The following is an 18,978-nucleotide window of genomic DNA, read 5'->3' as shown; positions in this document are numbered from 1 at the left end:
TTATCTTAAGAGAGACAGTAAATCACTTACGATTTACTGTCTCTTCGCTAATTTCTCTTAATACATACTAATAAGCCCGGCCTGATGAATTTTAAAGTCCATATATCCATTAGGCTCCACGATAAAATACATTCTATTTTCACCAGAGACTAAGGGGCCATTATAGTCTTTTTCGAGTTCAACGAAAATTGTGGCAACAAACTCTACGTGGTAAGATCCCCTATCTACCTCTTTAAGCTTTGATAACTCTATTTTTTTTATACCCGTCTTAAATTCATTTACATCAAAATAAGAAGTTGGCAATAGCTGTTTCTGAGAAATTTGTGGGTTGTTTAAAAGGTTGGTGAAAAGAATATTAATGGGATTTGCTTTATCTGGGATGTCAAGATCAACAGCTGGCTGCTTGCTAATACGCCAGCCAACCTTTTCAACAAATTGATACTCTACAACGTAGGTTGTTTTATCAGCGTCTTCCCCAAAGGGAACAGTTAGTCGATATTTAGCTTTATCGGAATCTTTCTTAATAATTTCTGCTGTAGCTTTTTCCCATTTCTCTTGGGACCCCATGTCGGCTTCTTTTTGAGCAAGTTTTCCTTTATACTCCAGGATTTCTAAATCCTTTATAAACTGTTCCGCTGCTTTTGAGGTCATAGTTTGAGTTAAGTACTTCAAGAGCTTAGTCTTTGTATCAATCTTACTGGATAGGTACCGATAAGCGAAGTCATTGTAAAGAAAAGTATTATATTCTCTATCTTTATACCCCCCGCCACTACTAACGAATAGATATGCCTCATGATATTTAGCTGCTAAATCAATTGCTATTTTCTCTGTTAGTATTTTGGTGTTTTGCGTAACTGTTTGGGTAACCTTAGTATTTTCTTTGGTTGTAGCCTCGGTAACACCAGTAAATGTAGTGCTTAAAAGACTAACTGCTGTAAATGCAATTAATAGTTTTGCTGTTTTCATAATAGATCCTCCTATTTGTGATTTGTTGTTGGTATAAGCAAAAATGTTAGAAAGGGTATTTGTAAAGTTTCTAGAATAGGTAATTAATAAATATTATGTAGAGGGAGCAAAGATTATGTCTGATGACTTAAAAGTAGCTTATGGAAATTACTTAATTCCGAAAGAAATCTTGCAGCTGATTCAGTTAGAGAGGAATCTCACTAAGGAAAATTTATCTTTAGATATGATTGGGTTCAGACCAGTTACCGAGCCTTCTCCTTACTCAATCACACCACCTGATTTAATACCGTTTGCTGAAAGTGGAGGGGGAGGGATTCATTTTGGTTTTCTGACCGACTTTCATAAAACTACCGATTTAATGAAAGCTTCTATTGTATGCATTTCACCTACTAACGACCCACCAATACGTTATTTAGCAGACAATTTCCAGAGATTTATTAGTCTAGTATTTTCAGTACCCCATGCTGAAATGCTTGAGCAATTAAGTACTATTTCAAATAAAGAACAAGAAAAGGCAATACTAGATGAATATATAGCCGATCTTCCATTTTCATGGAAAATAAAACAAGAAAAAGTTTTCTCTGCATTAAAAAACATCTATCCTTTAGGAGAAAAGGTAGATGTTATTACTACTATTACTTCAGCGAAGCGGAAACGGGAGGATAAAGTAGTTATCACTACCTTTGATGGATTGGGTGTTATAGGGAAAAATAGTGGAGAAAGATATGAATTTTTGGAGAGTCGAAATAGTGATGCAAAAGAGTTATTAAGGATGCGTCAATTTCTTCAAGAGGCAACACTAGAAGAAAAACAAGCTTTTATAAGAGATATACAGTATTGGTATATAGTAGATCCTGATTATAACTATGAGATTTGGTCATTAGTTCAAGAGGTAATCCATACGTTTAATGAGTAGATTTAATATAAAAACTACCACTATACATTTTATCTCATAGTGGTAGATCAACTTTAGTTAGGTATAGGGTATTTTAACGCATTCTTCTGGATTTTCTTTTTTGCAGCTTCCTTTAAATCTATATCTAATAAGTTCGCCAGCTGTAAAAGGTATATTAAAACATCTGCTGCCTCTTCTTCAATACCTTGTTTATTATTTGCTATAGCTTCTTCAGAGGAAAGCCATTGAAAGTGCTCTAAGAGCTCACTTGCCTCTAATGAAACAGATATAGCCAGACTACGAGCACGACCATCTGTATTGCTACCCCAGCCTCTTTCTTCATTGAATTTCATAATTTCCTTTGTCAATTCATCCATATTATTATTCCTTTCTTTCAGTAATTTTAAGTGATAGATATGTATTGTGTTACCATATTTATTTTATCAAACGGTAAGCAGTGAATCCATAGTTGAACCCAATACCTAGGAGTACATTCAAGCAGAGTTCTAAATGATTTTTTGTTTCAGAGTATTGTATTGGTATAATATTGAATAATTACTTTCTATGGATGGAGGGGGATAAATGAATCTTAAAGGAGTCTTATTGTTAATATTCTTGTTTCATACTGTAGTAAACGCAACTAGACCGGTCATTACTCTTTCCGCAGATGAGTATGGAGCATCTATTTGGATCATTGGTATTTTAACTTCCACATTTGCTTTTTTGCCATTATTATTTTCGATCCATGCCGGAAAAATTATAGACAAGATAGGGGATAGGCTTCCCATTATTATAGGCTTTGTCAGCTTGATTGCCGGTATGATTGTTCCTGCCGTTTATTCTACTATTTGGTCTTTGTTTGCAAGTCAGCTGCTTTTAGGAATAGGAAATATTAGTATTCCTATTGCTTTGCAAAATCAATTGGGACATCAAACAACCAAAAAAAATAGGGATTATTATTTCAGCATGTTTAGTCTCTGTGTTGCATTTGGAGCGGTAGTAGGACCTCTAATGGGGGGGTACTTGTCGGAACATATTTCCTTTCGAATTGTATACATTTCGTGTGTAGGGATTGGACTAGCAGGGATTGTCTTTTCCCTAAGAATCCCCAAGGTAGAGCGTCAAATACATAGTACCCCTACTAAAATGATGGATTCGATAAAGCTTCTAGAAAGCCCGCTTATACGAAAGGCTTTGTTTTCAAGTGCCTTGGTTTTATATTCAAAGGACATATTTGTTGCATATTTTCCGTTACTAGGGAAACAAATGAATTTGTCTACCTCAACTATAGGATGGATAATTGCTCTACAAGGGTTGGCAACTATGTTTGTTCGTTTTGTGTTGCCTAAGCTATTAGAAATATACAAGAGAGAATTTATATTATTTGTATCTATATTTGTTGCAGGGGTTGCCTTTTTATTGTTGCCTTTAACTAGTTCCTCCATCATTATTGCTTTTCTCGCTATTATGATGGGATTAGGTCTTGGATGTGGACAGCCTATATCTATGACAACAACTTATAATGCATCCCCGCCCGAACGTACGGGAGAAGTTTTAGGCCTACGAATAACTATTAATCGTCTATTTCAATTAATCGCACCAGCTTTTTTTGGCGTAATTGGTGGCTCTGTCGGGATGATTGGAGTATTTCTCTTTAGTGGGGTCCTTTTGGTAGGAGGCTCTTTGTTTTTTAAGGGAGGTAAGGAAGTAGAAGATTGAGTTCGTTAGTAAACACTAAACTTTAAAAGAAGATTAGTGTTTATTATTTCCAAAAATATAATCTCATTGTATAGTTTGAAATAAGTAATATTTTTAAGAAGGTAGTGAGTAAGGTGAAACAAGGAATTACTGCAAAGGACGTGGCAAAGCTTGCTGGCGTTTCTCAATCTTCTGTCTCACGTGTGTATTTTGAAGGAGCGACTGTATCTCAAAAGACTCGTGAGAAGGTGTTAGCTGCTGCAAAAGAATTGGGTTATAGACCGAATGAATTTGCTCGTAGCCTAATAACAAATAGAACGAAGATAATTGGTCTAGTTATGAAGGGAGTTCAAAACCCTTTTTATCCCCAGGTTTTAAAACAATTTACAACCGCATTTAAAAAGTTAGGCTACAGTATTTTGTTTGTGTATACGAATAACGATGAGATTCAAAAAGATGATATCGATACATTACTTAATTATAATGTTGCGGGTGTTATTATTACTGACGCAACGTTGTCCTTACAGGCTAACGAAGATCTATTTAACAACAGAATTCCTTTAGTGTTATTTAATAGAAAAATTGTTGGTAATAAATTTTTTTCTGTTTGCTGTAACAATTTAGAGGCAAGTAAACAGATTGCACAGTACTTATTGAAGACGGGTTGCTCTAATATGATTTATATTTCGGGTAATGAAAATACATCAACTAGTAAAGAGCGTGAGAAAGGTTTTGTAACGGTATTAGAAGAAAATAAAGTGAAATATAAAAAATATATTTCCGATTATACATATGAAGGCGGGTACGAAACAATTGAGGAAATAGTTTCTCAAGGTAAAATACCGGAGGCAATATTTGTAGCGAATGATATTATGGCTCTGGGTGTGATTGATGCTTTAAAAAAACATCAAATATCTGTTCCAGATGAAGTGAAGGTTGTTGGCTTCGATAATATTGAGATGTCTGCTTGGCCATCGTATAGCTTAACAACATGGGAGCAGCCAATAAATGAAATGGTCAAAAGAACAGTTGATTATTTAACCGCAGAAATCAACGAATACTCTGGTTTCACCAAAAATATAGAGATTGATGGAAGGTTAATTGTACGAAATTCGACATATAATAGTTGACTAATTGATTTTTTTAGAATAATCTTATTTGTATATATTTTTGCATACGTATGCAAAAATAAAATGGATTATTTTGAATGCGTTTTCAAACAAAGGGGAGGAAGAACAAATGGTTAAAGTAATAAAGGCCGGAAAGTCACAAGAAGAGGTAAGTGCGAATGATTTAAAGGTATCACAAATAGTTTCAGAAGCCTTACAGGATGTAGAAACAAGAGGAGATCAAGCAGTTCGTGAATTATCAGATAAGTTTGATAAGTGGTCACCAAAATCATTTCGTTTATCCACAAAACAAATTGAAGAAATCGTAGCTAAAGTACCTTCAGAGGTATTAGAGGATATAAAATTTGCCCAAAAAAATATACGTGAATTTGCTGAGGCACAACTAGCATCCATGCATGATGTGGAAGTAGAAAATATACCAGGAGTTACTTTAGGACATAAAAATATACCAGTCAATAGTGTGGGTTGCTATATTCCTGGAGGACGTTACCCAATGGTGGCTTCGGCTCATATGAGTGTTTTAACTGCAAAAGTTGCAGGTGTAAAACGAGTAATCGCATGTACCCCGCCGATTAACGGGGAAATTCCACATGCCACTATTGCTGCTATGTCTTTAGCTGGTGCAGATGAAATTTACTTGCTAGGTGGTATTCAAGCTATGGCAGCCATGGCCATTGGAACAGAATCTATCAAAGCAGTAGATATGATCGTAGGGCCGGGTAATGCATTTGTTGCAGAGGCAAAACGTCAGCTTTATGGACGTGTGGGAATTGACTTATTTGCTGGTCCGACTGAAACGTTAGTGGTGGCAGACCATACAGCGGACGCTGAAATGGTTGCTACAGATATTCTTGGTCAAGGAGAACATGGTCCGACCTCTCCGGGTGCTTTAATAACAACATCGGAGAAACTTGCAGAAGAAACTTTGAAAGAAATTGAACGCCAGCTACAAGTTTTGCCTACAGCAGATGTTGCTAGAGTATCGTGGGAGGATTACGGACAAATCTTACTTGTAGATTCTATTGAGGAAGCACGAGTGGAGGCAGACCGTCTGGCATTTGAACATGTAGAAATCTTAACAGAGGACCCAAACTACTTCTTAGAAAATATGACGAACTATGGCTGTCTTTTCTTAGGACCAGAAACAAATGTGGCCTATGGGGATAAAGTAATTGGTACGAATCATACGTTACCGACTAAGGGTGCGGCAAGATATACGGGCGGTTTATGGGTAGGTAAGTTTATTAAAACAGTAACCTATCAAAAAGTAACACCAGAGGCAAGTGCATATATAGGGGAGTATGCTGCACGCTTATGTCAGTTAGAGAACTTTGCTGGACATGCTGAGCAGGCGTTACTAAGAGTAAGAAGATACGGAAATAAATAATTCTTAGGGGTTTAGGGGGAGAAAGTATGTTAGGTCTCATAGGGTTATTCGGTGGGCTAGCTTTATTGATTTATTTAACTATGAAGGGGATGAACCTTCTCATTGCCGCACCACTAACAGCTCTGCTAGTTGGGGTATTTAATGGGCTTCCGTTGTTTCCACAGCTTGTAGAGGAAGGTGCTGCCAATTTCTTAACTAATTACATGGGAGGGTTTACTAGCTTCATAGCATCTTGGTGGCTAATGTTCTTAGCTGGTGCCATTTTTGGTAAAGTCATGGAGGATAGCGGGGCAGCAGATAGTGTGTCCCAATGGATCGTCAGTAAAATAGGTATTAAACGTGCAGCGTTAGCTGTAGTTATTGCCTGTGCTGTTTTAACTTATGGGGGAGTTAGTTTGTTTGTCGTGGCATTCTCCGTTTATCCAATGGCTTTAAGTTTATTTAAACAAGCGGATTTGCCAAGAAGGTTTATACCGGCTGCACTTGGTTTTGGTTCTACAACCTTTACTATGACATCAGCGGGATCACCAGAAATTCAAAACTGGATTCCTATTCAATTTTTAAAGACATCGCCTTATGCAGGATGGGAAGTAAGTTTTATTGTAGCTGTTTTCATGATGGCATTTGGTTATTGGTGGCTGAAAAAAATGATTAAAAAAGCAATGTCTAATGGAGAAAAGTTTGTTAGCAGGGAATCTGATGTAACGACAGTTGCTCGTAAAGAGTTGCCAAATCCTTTACTAAGTATGATTCCGTTAGGTGTAGTATTAATCATTTCATTTTTCTTACATAAAGAGCTTGAAACTTCAGCATTAATCATTGCATTAACTGGTGGAATTCTTGCTACCTACCTGTTAAACAAAAAGTATTTTCATAATTTCGGTGGAGCTGTTGCAGAAGGGGCAATGGGAGCTGTAATCGCCATTGCAAATACTGCTGCTGTTGTAGGTTTTGGGGGTGTAGTAAAGGCAACCCCAGCATTTGAATCGGCGGTTGATGTAATGACATCTATTCCAGGTAGTCCACTGATTGGTGGAGCAGTTGCTGTGGCGGTTATTGCAGGTTTAACGGGATCATCTTCGGGTGGACAAGCTATAGCCTTACCTCTTTTGGCCCCACATTATTTAGACCTAGGCGTAAATGCAGAAGCCCTTCACAGATCCGTTGCCATTTCTTCTGGGTCTCTAGATTCGTTGCCACAAGGAGGCTATGTTGTTACTACTATTCGATCTATCTGTGGAGAAACGCATAAGGATGCTTACCCGGCCTTTGGTGCTTTAACAGTTGTTGTACCGATTCTCGGTGTAATATTAGCCGTAATTCTATTTTCTTTTGGAGTAGGTATTTAATAATACATTATAATACCCGACAAACATAAGTATGATGTTTGTTGGGTATTGATTGTTATAGAAACAATTAAGGGGTGTGAACAAATGGAAATCGTATCAATTTTAGGTTGTGGAACGATGGGGCACTCTATCGCTCTATCCGCAGCTTGGGCAGGCATGCACGTAAAGGTATATGGAGTTAGTGAACAGGACTTAGAGATTGCTAAAAAAGGTCTCCACAATAAATTAAAAGTGATGAAGGATAATGAATTGTTTGATGAAAAAGAAGCGTCACGCATTATGGACCTCATTGTGTTATCTCCTTCTCTAGAAGAGGTTGTAAAAGAAGCAACCTTTATTATTGAAGTCATACCTGAAGTACTAGATCTTAAAAAGGGCATGTACAAAAAATTAGAGGAACTAGTTGATAAAGACGTAATTATTGCAAGCAATACCTCTGGCTTCATGCCAAGTTTGCTAGCAGAGGGAATGGATTACCCTAATCGTTTTGTTGTAACTCACTTTTGGAATCCCGGTCATCTAATCCCGCTAGTTGAAGTCGTAAAAGGTGAAAAGACGGATAATGGTACAGTTCAGCGAGCTATGCAGGTACTACAACATATGAATAAGAAACCAGTATTACTGAATAGAGAGATACCAGGGTTTATAGGAAATCGTTTACAGTATGCGTTATTTCGAGAAGCCCAATCACTACTTGATGCAGGTGTAGCGACTAAAGAGGACATAGATGCTGCAGTAACTTATAGCATAGGGCGTCGTCTTCCGATAACTGGTCCATTAATGACAGCAGATTTGGGAGGGCTTGATGTTTTTTCAGCTATTTCAAATTATCTATTTGAGGATTTGAGTACCGATCAAAAATCTGGTCGCGTGCTCACACAGTTAGTGGAAGAGAATAAGTTTGGAGACAAGAGTGGTGAAGGGTTCTATTCATGGGACGAGCAATTCTCTATGTTAAAAAATGTGGAACGTGAACAAATGCTTATTCATTTTCTTAAGGGTGACTTGAAGTTAGGAGGTAGCAATGAATAACTTCTTTTCAGAATTAGAGCATAAAACAGTAATCGTAACAGGCGGTAGTAAAGGGATAGGGAAAGATATAGCCCTGACATTTGCTAAGTTAAAAGCAAATGTTGTAATTTCTGGTCGAGATAATCAGGTGTTAGAGGAAACGCTGAAAGAACTAAAAAATTATAATAATCGATGTATGGCAGTACAAGGAGATTTAAGTATAATCGAGAACATTAAAAATCTAATTGAAACGACTGCAAAAGAATTTGGAACAATAGATATACTTATAAATAATGCTGGAGTAAATATTGCAAAGCCTGCCTTAGAAGTAACAGAGGCTGACTGGGATACTGTCTTAGACTTAAACTTAAAATCTGTGTTCTTTACAAGCCAAGCAGCGGCTAAATACATGAGTAAACAAAAAAATGGTAAAATTATAAATATAGCATCTCAGATGGCATTTGTAGGCTATTACAATAGAGCAGCGTATTGTTCTAGTAAGGGTGGTCTAGTCCAATTAACGAAAGCACTTGCAGTTGAGTGGGCAAAGCTTGGCATAAACGTTAATGCAGTAGCACCAACATTTATAGAAACAGAATTGACTGCCAAGATGTTTGAAGATGAAGCTTTTAAAAAGGATGTGGAAAATCGCATTCTCTTAAAGGGACTTTCTCAGCCGAAGGATATCTCTGGTGCAGTACTATACTTAGCATCTGATTTGGCGAACTTCGTTACAGGAGAAACCTTAAAAGTTGATGGCGGCTGGACTGCAATTTAAGGATTGGGGGATTTCAAGTGAAGGATAAAGTTGTATTTATAACTGGGGCAGCCAGAGGAATTGGCTTTGATGTGGCTAAGGCATTTTTAGAGGCCGGAGCGAGCGTGATTATTTCTGATGTGGATCGCGAGTCATTAGACGAAGCTGTCTTCACTCTAAATGGGCCAGTAAAGGGAATCGTCTGTGATGTAACGAAAGAAGAGGACATTAAAAATGCAATCGAATATACAGTAAAATCATTTGGGAGAATAGATATACTGATAAACAATGCGGGGATGCAACATGTATCGTATATAGAAGATTTCCCAACAGAGAAGTTTGAATTGCTAATAAAAATAATGCTTACAGCTCCTTTTGTAGCGATGAAGCATGCATTGCCATATATGAAAAAACAACAGTTTGGTCGAATTCTTAACATGGCTTCTATAAATGGATTAATAGGATTTGCTGGAAAGGCCGCATATAATTCGGCTAAGCATGGAGTTATCGGTTTAACGAAGGTAGCAGCATTAGAGACTGCAGCCGATGGAATAACAGTGAATGCAATATGTCCAGGTTATGTAGATACCCTTCTTGTACGCAATCAGTTTAAAGATTTAGCAAAGACAAGGAATATTGAAGTAGAGCAGGTGCTTGAAGAAGTGCTATATCCACTTGTTCCTCAAAGAAGGTTGTTGGATGTTCAAGAAATTACAGACTTGGCTTTGTACTTGGCAAGTGATTCAGCCAAAGGAATGACGGGTCAAGCAATTGTTTTAGATGGTGGTTATACAGCGCAATAATAAAAAGGTCCTTAAAGTAAAACTTACTTAAGGACCTTTTGTATATACAAAATAATAGATTGTTTAAACAGAGATAGCTTCTTTTTGCCTTATGCTTTATTTGATTTTTCCGTAAAGAAGGTGATAACTAAAAACATAAAAAATGCAAAAAGTAAGATTGTTCCTCCAACGATAAAGAAGACCATGACCAATGTTTCGTTAAGGTTGAATGGATTTATATTATACATCCACATCCCCAAAGTTAAACCTAATGCACCAATCATGGCGCTTATACTTTGTAAAGTAACCATCCATTTATGCTTTACTGTAAATACTTGATAGAAAATCCCCCATGCAAATACAGATAACCACCCTACTAAAAGTACGTGAGCGTGAATCGGTCTTAATGAGTAGTCCATCTGACCAGCCATATGCGAGCCAAGATAAGTTCCAAAAAGGCCGAATAGTGCAGCAAATCGAATTAGTCGTATACTCCATGTTTTTTCCATTTCAATCTCTCCTCTCAAGCAATCAGTCTAATGATTTCATAAGTATTAAACAAGTAAATATTAAACTTTGACTTGAATAATTCATATTTGAATAGAAACAATAAAAAGTAGAAGAAAAGTTCATAGAGAGTTCATATAACAGATGTACACTAACCCTTTGAAGGAAATTTGAAGGAGGAAATACTCTATGAAAAATTTTGCACCTTATTACTGAGTGGGTTTCTACTAAAGGTGTAATCTCTTCAGCGAGTGTTATTCTTGCAGCAGGACGACTATGCCGATAGCAGATTTATTCGTCTTTGGCTTTATCGTCTCAATAGGAATAATTATCAATACATTCCTAGTACGAGGAATGCTACTTCCATCCTTAATACTTATGTACGAAAAAGATAAAAAATAACAAGAAAAGCGTAAGCGCCTGTCTCTGCCCCGACAGGCAAATGGGGAAAAGCGAGGAGGCAGCCCCACAGCCACCGGAGCTTTTTTTCATTTGACCCCGAGGGGGCAGTGCGGTCGTTCCCGAACAAGGAAAAAAGAGGGGGTTGTTTCGTAAGGTCAACTTACAAAACAACCCTCTTTTTAAATAGAAAGTATAATTTAATTAGTAATGTGGATAGTGAAAAGGGAAGGAAGAAATCCAATGAATATTTTAGTAGTGGATGATGATGTAAATATACAAACACTAGTGATGATTCACTTAAAGAGGGCTGGTTATGAAGTAATTGCAGCAAAAAATGGAGAGGAAGCTCTTGCTTTATTAAAGGATAGCTGGGCAGACTTAGCGTTAGTTGATGTAATGATGCCAGGGATGGACGGCTTTGCTTTAACTAGAATTTTAAGTGAGGAATATGACATACCCGTAATTTTACTGACTGCTAAAGGAGCCTTGGAAGATAAGGAACAGGGCTTTTTAGCAGGCTCAGATGACTATCTAGTAAAGCCCTTTGAACCAAAGGAATTACTATATAGAATTGCTGTAATCTTACGTAGACTCGACAAGACCTTCAAGCCAATTATGATGATTGGAAACGTTACGATAAATCGCTCTACACATGAGGTTACAGTAGGAAAACAAACCCTCTTACTACCTTTGAAGGAGTTTGAGCTTTTAAGCGTATTATCTTCCAAGCCAGAACAGGTTTTCACAAGAACTAATTTAATGGAAAAAGTATGGGGCTATGATTATGAAGGAGATGATCAAACATTAAATACACATATTAAGCGTTTAAGGCAAAGATTAGAGCGTGCGGGGGCCTTGATGGAGATTCAAACGATTCGTGGGATTGGATATAAGTTGGATGTGAGGGCACAATGAGATCTTTATATAGACAATATACATTAGCGACTTTATTTATTATTACGATTAGTATTTTAGCTGGATTACTAATTGTGAGTCTGGTTTATAACATTCAAATTAAAGAAAAAAATGATGAGAAGAACGTAGAAGTAGCAATAGAAATCACTACTGTATTAGAGGAAATGCACGGAGGAGGTTTTGATAAATATTTAGAATCTATTACTAAGCTGGGCTATCAAGCTTATGTCATTAATGAAAAGGGGGAAGAATATTCATTTGGAGAACCATTTTCGGACAAGGAGCTAAGCGATGAAACCCGTTTCCAAGTATTAAATGGAAATATTTATCACGGTATGCGTGATTATCAAGGCAAACTTTTTATCTTTAATCATTATGCGAATAGTGTTAGTAATACAGTTGGTATTCCCTACGAGCATGAAGGGATGGTTTACGGTTTATTTATTCGACCAAATAATCAGTTATTGTTCTCTGACATGCACCTGTTACTACTCGGCTTCTTACTTGCACTTGCAGTAATAATTCTAACTTCTATGCTAGTATTGGCACAGCAACTCGTTAAACCGATTAAGCAATTGAATGATGCAACCAAACACGTAATGGAAGAGAACTATCGAGTAGATTTAGACATTACACGTAAAGATGAGCTTGGGCAACTAGCTAGAAATTTCTCTAATATGGTTAAGCAGCTCGAGCTTAACGATGAGTCCAGAAAGGCTTTTATAAGTAATGTGTCACATGATTTTCAATCACCTCTTTTAAATATTCAAGGATATGCGGATTTGTTAAAATCAACTGATCTTAATATGGAAGAAAGAGAAAGCTACCTACAAGTTATTGAACAGGAAACAAAAAGATTATCTAATCTGACTAAGCAATTGTTATTATTAACATCACTTGACCAATCTGCCAGACCTGTCAGAAAATCGAACTTCAAATTAGATGAACAGCTCAAGGAAGTCATTTATAAATATAGATGGCGACTAGAGGAACAGAATATTGATCTTTCTTATGAAATGGAACCAGTTATGTTTTATGGAGACGCAGATCTGTTGGAAAATGTTTGGGATAACGTACTAACAAATGCTATTAAATATAATATGGCTAATGGAGAAATTTCTATAAGAGTTATAGAAGATAATGAATATGTAAATATATCCTTTCAGGATAGTGGAATTGGTATGGAAGTAGAGGAAATAAACCAGATTTTTGAGCGATTCTATCGTATAGATAGTTCTCGAACAAAAGATGGTTCTGGTTTGGGTTTAGCGATTGTAAAGGAAATTGTTGATTTGCATAGTGGCAAAGTAGAAGTAACGAGCAATGGAAAAGAGGGTACTTTATTCGTTATTTCTTTACCAAGGAATTGAACGGAGTGCGGAATTGATTTTTATAGACTTACGTTTTTTAGTCATTCCCATTTAACTATTTCAAAGGAGATTTTAATTTAAGGGGTATTTCGTGTTAAAATAAGCACTTAGTAAACAAGAAGGAAGTGTTTTAAATGGTAGGACGAAATGATCCTTGTCCATGTGGTAGTGGAAAAAAATATAAAAAGTGCTGTGAGTCTAAAGAGACTATTTCTATAGAAGAAGTAAAAACCGAAGAATTAGAACGTGTGCTACAAACCTTCTATGATGAATATCCAGAAAGAAAGGATTATGCTGCTTTCGGTGATTTTGCAACTGATTGGACCAAATCCTTGAAGAGTTTTATGGAGCAAGAAATGATTGAAGCTATAGCAATGGATGAGTTCTTCTTTCACCAGCGTATAGATATTTGGACAGGATATCTAGAAAAACAAAGAAAGAAAATAGCTAGACCTTCCACGTTAAAGGTACTGGATAGCTGGAATGAACCACGTGCATTTGTAGGAGAAGTAACTGTTGTAGAAGAGCAGTACTTGACCGTTAAACATGTATTGTCTAATGAAACAATTTTATTAAGAAGAGAAAATGATAAGCCTGTTCCAGTTGGAATGCATATATATTGTTTTATACTGCCAGATGGACAAGGAGACGGTCATTACTTGGCTGTCTCTAGTCTTGTATTTTTCCCTACTGACCACAAGGTAGTATTTGAAGACTTTACGAAAAAATTTAAAGCACTCGATGATACGACTGAGCAAGTTTTCCTAAAAGAGAATGGTATGAAGCTTTGGATCGCTCTTGGAGAAAACGGCTATGAGGGCGGGGAGTACACATTCTTTGAAGCAGGGGTACTCCAACAGGCTATGGATTTTCTTGAAAAAAACAGTCGAGAATATAAGAAGTTAATAGAAGTGGTCGAAGATTATTTGTTTGAGCAACAGCCAAATGCAAGAAAAGAAGTGGCTATAGCTGCTGGAGCAATCCGATTTGGGCAAGAAAATGGTTTCTTTGAGCCATTAAACTTTACAGTTAAAGAAATTGCAGAAGCTTTTGACGTTTCAACTTCCTCATTGAACAAATATTATCAGGAATTAAATGCATATTACGCAGAGATGAAAATTTAATTAGAAGGCTATGTAGACAATTTCTACATAGCCTTTTTCTAAGAACTTTTCAAATTATTTGTCTAAATCCAGTGACTTGGCTCAAAGAATAAACAGAGAATGATTGCTCTAATGAAAAAGCCAATCATGACTAATCATGATTGGCTTAAAAAAATAGAATGTTATAATTTTAAAACTTAATTGCTTTTTCCTTTGCCATTACCGTTACCATTGCCATTGTCATTTCCATTACCGTTGCCGCTACCATTGCTGTTCCCATTTCCGTTACTATTCCCACTACCATTCACTTTCTTTTCAACTGTAATGGTTTGTGTAGATTCATGACCTACTAAATCTACTACTTTTAATACAAATTCATTGCTTCCTTCCTCTAAAGGAAGCTCCACATCTACAGTTTTACTATAGCCATTCATAGCGTATGGTGAAGAAACTGGGTTATAGAAGACTTCGCTATCATTTAGATACAGACGCACTTCGTCGAAGTTATCTCCAACCTTCACTTGAATAACAGGATTTTCTGCATCAGCATTAAGTTTCCCTTTTGGAAGAGATTTCTTCACAGCTTCTACAGTTGGTTTTTGAGTGTCTACAATGATTTTGCGAGTAATCGCCATTTTATTGTCGAATTCATCAATAGCTTCTACGTTTACACTTTGTACTCCATCTTTTAAGGACAAGGTATGAGAGAATGCTTTTCCATCAAATGAACTAGCAGGTACTCCATTGATTTTTAATGACTTAATCTTAGAGTCATCTTCTACTGTTCCTTCTACTAAAACATCACCAGTCTGATAGTAGCCGAAAAATTCAGGTGTTTGTATAAAGATAACTGGCTCCTTTGTTTCTTCCTCCGGAGCTGGTTCAGTCTCAGGTGCATCTTCTACAATAATTTCTTCTACTGTAGAGTTTCCAGCGATATCCCATACTTTAACTGTTATCTTATCTCCAGTTTTAGCTTGCTCTACTACATAGCTCTCAAGTGTTGCAGCTTCTGTAATTTCTTCATCATTTAAGTAAACTTCGATACGATCGATTCCGACACCTTGGTCGCTTGCATTAGCAAGGGTCAGTGTTTTTGTTTTTGCATCAAATGTAATTTCAGCAGTAGGAGCCTTTGTATCTAAGATAATAGGGTACTCAATAGTTTGCCATTCGGCACCTGCATGATCAATGACACCTCTAAGCTGAATCTTATATTGACCGTCTGCAGCAGGTTTTCCATTGATCATTCCATCCCAGGCATTAACGCTAGAGAACGTGTATGCATTAGTAGAGATGTAGTGTTTTCTTAAATATTTTTCAGTACGAATGGTACGGAGTTTCTTACCATTTGCATCTAATATATTGATTTGGAAGTCCTTCACATTACGCATTAGAGAATAAACAGGAATTACTTTGTCTAATGTGCCATCTCCGTTAGGGGAGAATGCAAACTTAGTAGGATCGAATTCTTCGCTTAAAGAAGATCCATTGATAAAGTCACCTTTGTCATCAGCTAATGCTTGGAATCCCCAATAAGTTAAATCCTCCCAAAGGAACTCATCAAAGATTGGTGCATCATCCCAAGAACCATTGAAGCCAAAGAATGGGACAGTTAATGGTACATTTCCAGAAGTCTCTTCCGATGGGTCAGTCAAACGTACGAAACCATCAATGAAGTAGCCATTAGGGAAATATTGGTATAACCAATCAGAGTTAGAAGCATCAACGGAAACCTGAATGGTAGTTTCCCCATTTGCAGGAACCGTGACAGTAGCAGGAACTGAAATGCTAGCATCTGATTCCTCTAAAACATAGGAGCCATAAGCTTCATTATTAGGAATAGTTACGTAGTTTGCTCCTGCATTTACTGGACGATCTACTTGTAATTGAACATCGACGTTATAAGTTTTAGCCTCATCGCTATAATTTTTAGCTTTTAAAGAGAAGTTGAATTGACTTCCGCTAATTTCTTTTAGTGCAACTTTTGCTTCGCCAGTGGATGAATTAGTTACTAATACATCTGTTTCTAAAGCATTTGCAAGTTGCATAATCCCAGCCCCTTGACGACGTGGAGACACATATTCTCCAGCTTTTAACTCAATCGGCTTAGCTGTGTTCATCATAAGGTTTTTAGCAAACTGAACACGTTCTGCACCAGTTAATCCAAATTCTTCATTTACACGTTCCAATACTAATGCAGTACCACCAGCAACATGAGGAGCAGCCATAGATGTACCACTCATTAATCCATAGTTATTATCATTTAAAGTTGAAAAAATGTTACCACCAGGAGCTGTAATTTCAGGCTTGAAATCTAAGTTAGGTGTTGGTCCCCAAGAAGTAAATGAACTCATTTTACCTTTAGAAGGGTTTGGAGTATCAATATACTCTCCATCAAATGATACTGTGACAGTTTTTCCAGCATCAATGCCAGCTTTGATAGCTAATCCATCAGCTTGTAAAGCAGACATAAATGGAATGCGAATAGCAGGGTCGGAAGCCATATTAATAGTTCCCTCTGCATTGTTATAGATAATAACTCCTACAGCACCTGCTTCTTGAGCATTTAAACCTTTCTCTACAAATGAAATACTACCTCGGGATACTAAAGCAAACTTTCCGGATACATCTTTACCAGCGAAGTCCTCAGGTGTACCGAGCCCAGCTTCCACTACTTCGTAAGAATCGGCAGGAAGAGCAGCAGGGTCCTTGTCATTTGCTAATAAGAACATTGCTTGTCCACTTTCGGCTCCATCAAAAGCATATTGGAAGCTAGAAGCAGTGATAGAATCATTTTCGTAAGAAGCAACACCAAATGAATCTTCCGAAACAGAAGGAGAACCTGTTAATCCGTAGTCTTGGTTAGAGGCATATGGATACCAAGTACCTGAACCAAACATGTCAGAGTTACCTGCAGATATTGCTACAAGTAAACCATTATCCTGTGCACGAGTAACTGCTTGCTGCTCAGGGCTGTTACTATCAACAAATCCCGCAGTAGATCCAAGAGACATATTTAAAGCATCCGCGCCTAGCTTAATAGCATCGTCCATTGCTTTAACATATACATCTCCGTATGTGGAAGGGAACAATGGGTCGTTACCAAATACTTTAAGTGCAAGAAGCTGTACCTCTGGAGCAACCCCCTTGATACCGCCGTTTTCTTCATCCCCATTAGCACCTACAGTACCGGATACATGCATCCCATGCATTGAAGCGTCGGGACCAATGTCACGAATTTCTGTATTTTCATCCATATAGTTATAACCGAATGGAACCTTAGGAGTGAAATACAAGCCAGGTTCAATAGAGCCATCACTTAATAATGTGCTTACTTCTGCAGAAGTTATTTCCCCCGTATTTTCATCAGAAAGAATCATATCGCGGTGGTTAGGGTCAATTCCCGTATCGATAACACCTACAACCATGCCTTCTCCTTTAAAGGAGTATTTCTCCCATGCTAGCTGCGCTTGTACAAGTTCCTTCGAATGAACCATCTGTGGTGTTATTTTCGGACGGTCATATTCAGTAGATTCATACACTCGTTTAACGCCGTCAATCAATCCAATACCAGCAACATCTCTAGCATCTACCTCTGCCGAGAAGCCATTAAATATAGCATTAAATTCTTCTTTGTATTGTATATTCTTTGAAACTCTCTTAACTTTATCCTTTACATTTCGTTGGTCTGTTTCAATAGCAGATTCGACAGACTTTCTTTCAGACTTAGATAAATTTTTGTAGAGAACTCCTTTTTTTGTCGCAGTCTCAATTGCCGGAGCCTTCTCGAGTTCGACAATGATTCGAACTTTTTCGCTAGGATTCTCAGGAACTAGTAACCTCTCTGGTATTTGTGGTAATCTTTGAACCTGAGTATTGGTGAGTTGTTTTTCAATCTGTTTAGCAGATGCTGGACTTGCCAAACCAACAGATGTCGTACTGAACATAAGTGAAGTGACCACAGCTAGAATAGTAGTATTTTTCTTAATTCCCAATTCCCTTTCCTCCTCATATTTTCATAATGTCTATTTGAACTTATCATATATTCAGAACATTTAAAATAGAGTGTGTAAGCAAGCATTTTACTTAAATAAATCAATTTGGAAAGAAAAGTAATCATTAAGATACTTATCCATTTATTTACTGTAATCTGATGTGCTCAATTTCAGAGTAAATAAATATAGTATTATACTATTATTTTTGTAGAAATTAGTCCCAGGTTATAAAAATAAGTATAAATTACAGCAAAAAATTCCTGAGATAAAGGAAAAAATAAAAAAAAGAGAGTAATTTACAAAAATAGTTCAATATATATAGCGGTGTGACTATAGTCTTGTATACTATCAATATTTTCTAAAAATGTTTATTAAATTTAAGAGAGGTTATATAAATAGAAACCACGAAGGAGTGAGTAAAGATGGATAAAAATCATTCAATTAACAAGGATAAAGATTCTGAAAGACAAGATATTCCTGGACGTATTTTGGATAATCCAGATTTACTGGATACAGAGAAAGAAAGTATTTTTGATAGAGACGAAGAAATGAAAAATGTCGATCCGATACCTATGGAAGAATTAAACCAAAAAGTGAAGGATGAAAAAAATCATAGTAAGACAAAAAATACTTCCGCTACCGATAAACGTTATCCTGGCTGAATTAATGTTTAAGAATACGCTTTCCGGAGAATGCTAATAATATAAA

Annotated in this window: 17 protein-coding genes; 13 read left to right on the top strand and 4 right to left on the bottom strand. The window is 36.8% G+C overall.

Annotated features, from left to right (window positions below; all coding sequences use genetic code 11):
- Positions 1–57: 57 nt before the first annotated feature.
- Entirely contained in the window at positions 58–966 is a 909-nt protein-coding gene (locus H9650_RS08530) for a DL-endopeptidase inhibitor IseA family protein (RefSeq protein ID WP_144538533.1), read from the bottom strand.
- A gap of 115 nt (positions 967–1,081) precedes the next feature.
- On the opposite strand from H9650_RS08530, the gene H9650_RS08525 reads away from it, so the two are divergent.
- The gene (locus H9650_RS08525; RefSeq protein WP_144538534.1) at positions 1,082–1,882 is read left to right on the top strand and encodes a hypothetical protein; all 801 of its coding nucleotides are present in this window, start codon (positions 1,082–1,084) and stop codon (positions 1,880–1,882) included.
- A 53-nt stretch (positions 1,883–1,935) separates the two neighbouring features.
- Here the strand turns inward: H9650_RS08525 and H9650_RS08520 are convergent, their stop codons facing one another.
- Positions 1,936–2,238, bottom strand: a complete 303-nt coding sequence (locus H9650_RS08520) for a nucleotide pyrophosphohydrolase (protein ID WP_144538535.1) — start codon at positions 2,236–2,238, stop codon at positions 1,936–1,938.
- A gap of 205 nt (positions 2,239–2,443) precedes the next feature.
- Here H9650_RS08520 and H9650_RS08515 point away from each other — a divergent pair, with 205 nt between their 5' ends.
- From H9650_RS08515 to H9650_RS08485, 7 genes are all read left to right on the top strand, one after another.
- Entirely contained in the window at positions 2,444–3,580 is a 1,137-nt protein-coding gene (locus tag H9650_RS08515; RefSeq protein ID WP_144538536.1) for an MFS transporter, read from the top strand.
- A gap of 113 nt (positions 3,581–3,693) precedes the next feature.
- Positions 3,694–4,689, top strand: a complete 996-nt coding sequence (locus H9650_RS08510; protein ID WP_225321731.1) for a LacI family DNA-binding transcriptional regulator — start codon at positions 3,694–3,696, stop codon at positions 4,687–4,689.
- Between the two features lie 109 nt (positions 4,690–4,798).
- Positions 4,799–6,076, top strand: a complete 1,278-nt coding sequence (hisD, locus tag H9650_RS08505; protein ID WP_144538538.1) for a histidinol dehydrogenase — start codon at positions 4,799–4,801, stop codon at positions 6,074–6,076.
- 26 nt (positions 6,077–6,102) lie between these two features.
- Positions 6,103–7,425: a GntP family permease gene (locus tag H9650_RS08500; protein WP_151111513.1), complete on the top strand. Its 1,323-nt coding sequence runs from the start codon at positions 6,103–6,105 to the stop codon at positions 7,423–7,425.
- A gap of 84 nt (positions 7,426–7,509) precedes the next feature.
- A complete protein-coding gene (locus H9650_RS08495) occupies positions 7,510–8,457 on the top strand; it encodes a 3-hydroxyacyl-CoA dehydrogenase family protein (RefSeq protein ID WP_191697001.1) in 948 nt (315 codons plus the stop codon).
- On the top strand, positions 8,450–9,214 hold the full coding sequence (locus H9650_RS08490) for an SDR family NAD(P)-dependent oxidoreductase (RefSeq protein ID WP_151111509.1): 765 nt from the start codon (positions 8,450–8,452) through the stop codon (positions 9,212–9,214). Before H9650_RS08495 ends, H9650_RS08490 begins: the two co-directional genes overlap by 8 nt.
- 17 nt (positions 9,215–9,231) lie before the next feature.
- A complete protein-coding gene (locus H9650_RS08485) occupies positions 9,232–9,996 on the top strand; it encodes a 3-hydroxybutyrate dehydrogenase (protein WP_151111507.1) in 765 nt (254 codons plus the stop codon).
- Between the two features lie 89 nt (positions 9,997–10,085).
- Here the strand turns inward: H9650_RS08485 and H9650_RS08480 are convergent, their stop codons facing one another.
- Positions 10,086–10,484 carry a hypothetical protein gene (locus tag H9650_RS08480; RefSeq protein ID WP_151111505.1) on the bottom strand — a complete coding sequence of 133 codons (399 nt, stop codon included), beginning with the start codon at positions 10,482–10,484 and terminating at the stop codon, positions 10,086–10,088.
- Between the two features lie 274 nt (positions 10,485–10,758).
- On the opposite strand from H9650_RS08480, the gene H9650_RS20640 reads away from it, so the two are divergent.
- From H9650_RS20640 to H9650_RS08465, 4 genes are all read left to right on the top strand, one after another.
- Entirely contained in the window at positions 10,759–10,884 is a 126-nt protein-coding gene (locus tag H9650_RS20640; RefSeq protein ID WP_263619331.1) for a hypothetical protein, read from the top strand.
- A 240-nt stretch (positions 10,885–11,124) separates the two neighbouring features.
- Positions 11,125–11,799, top strand: a complete 675-nt coding sequence (locus H9650_RS08475) for a response regulator transcription factor (protein WP_191697000.1) — start codon at positions 11,125–11,127, stop codon at positions 11,797–11,799.
- Complete coding sequence (locus H9650_RS08470; RefSeq protein WP_191696999.1) at positions 11,796–13,169, top strand: sensor histidine kinase; 1,374 nt, start codon at positions 11,796–11,798, stop codon at positions 13,167–13,169. The genes H9650_RS08475 and H9650_RS08470 overlap by 4 nt, the downstream gene beginning before the upstream one ends.
- Before the next feature lie 134 nt (positions 13,170–13,303).
- Positions 13,304–14,293, top strand: a complete 990-nt coding sequence (locus tag H9650_RS08465) for a YecA family protein (protein ID WP_151111501.1) — start codon at positions 13,304–13,306, stop codon at positions 14,291–14,293.
- 176 nt (positions 14,294–14,469) lie between these two features.
- On the opposite strand, the gene H9650_RS08460 is transcribed toward H9650_RS08465, so the two are convergent.
- Positions 14,470–18,270: a S8 family serine peptidase gene (locus tag H9650_RS08460; RefSeq protein ID WP_191696998.1), complete on the bottom strand. Its 3,801-nt coding sequence runs from the start codon at positions 18,268–18,270 to the stop codon at positions 14,470–14,472.
- Between the two features lie 422 nt (positions 18,271–18,692).
- Between H9650_RS08460 and H9650_RS08455 the strand changes: the two genes are divergently transcribed.
- Entirely contained in the window at positions 18,693–18,932 is a 240-nt protein-coding gene (locus tag H9650_RS08455; RefSeq protein ID WP_144538547.1) for a hypothetical protein, read from the top strand.
- Positions 18,933–18,978: the final 46 nt, after the last annotated feature.

The sequence above is a fragment of the Psychrobacillus faecigallinarum genome, assembly GCF_014836595.1.
Lineage (GTDB): Bacteria > Bacillota > Bacilli > Bacillales_A > Planococcaceae > Psychrobacillus > Psychrobacillus faecigallinarum.
The sequence above is the reverse complement of the archived record's forward strand: the minus strand, read 5'-3'. Positions and strand labels throughout refer to the sequence as shown.

Coding starts and splice junctions, on each gene's coding strand:
- H9650_RS08475 (WP_191697000.1), top strand. CDS start 11,125: ATGAATATTTTAGTAGTGGATGATGATGTAAATATACAAACACTAGTG.
- H9650_RS20640 (WP_263619331.1), top strand. CDS start 10,759: ATGCCGATAGCAGATTTATTCGTCTTTGGCTTTATCGTCTCAATAGGA.
- H9650_RS08530 (WP_144538533.1), bottom strand. CDS start 966: ATGAAAACAGCAAAACTATTAATTGCATTTACAGCAGTTAGTCTTTTA.
- H9650_RS08495 (WP_191697001.1), top strand. CDS start 7,510: ATGGAAATCGTATCAATTTTAGGTTGTGGAACGATGGGGCACTCTATC.
- H9650_RS08525 (WP_144538534.1), top strand. CDS start 1,082: ATGTCTGATGACTTAAAAGTAGCTTATGGAAATTACTTAATTCCGAAA.
- H9650_RS08520 (WP_144538535.1), bottom strand. CDS start 2,238: ATGGATGAATTGACAAAGGAAATTATGAAATTCAATGAAGAAAGAGGC.
- hisD (WP_144538538.1), top strand. CDS start 4,799: ATGGTTAAAGTAATAAAGGCCGGAAAGTCACAAGAAGAGGTAAGTGCG.
- H9650_RS08500 (WP_151111513.1), top strand. CDS start 6,103: ATGTTAGGTCTCATAGGGTTATTCGGTGGGCTAGCTTTATTGATTTAT.
- H9650_RS08490 (WP_151111509.1), top strand. CDS start 8,450: ATGAATAACTTCTTTTCAGAATTAGAGCATAAAACAGTAATCGTAACA.
- H9650_RS08465 (WP_151111501.1), top strand. CDS start 13,304: ATGGTAGGACGAAATGATCCTTGTCCATGTGGTAGTGGAAAAAAATAT.
- H9650_RS08470 (WP_191696999.1), top strand. CDS start 11,796: ATGAGATCTTTATATAGACAATATACATTAGCGACTTTATTTATTATT.
- H9650_RS08480 (WP_151111505.1), bottom strand. CDS start 10,484: ATGGAAAAAACATGGAGTATACGACTAATTCGATTTGCTGCACTATTC.
- H9650_RS08515 (WP_144538536.1), top strand. CDS start 2,444: ATGAATCTTAAAGGAGTCTTATTGTTAATATTCTTGTTTCATACTGTA.
- H9650_RS08455 (WP_144538547.1), top strand. CDS start 18,693: ATGGATAAAAATCATTCAATTAACAAGGATAAAGATTCTGAAAGACAA.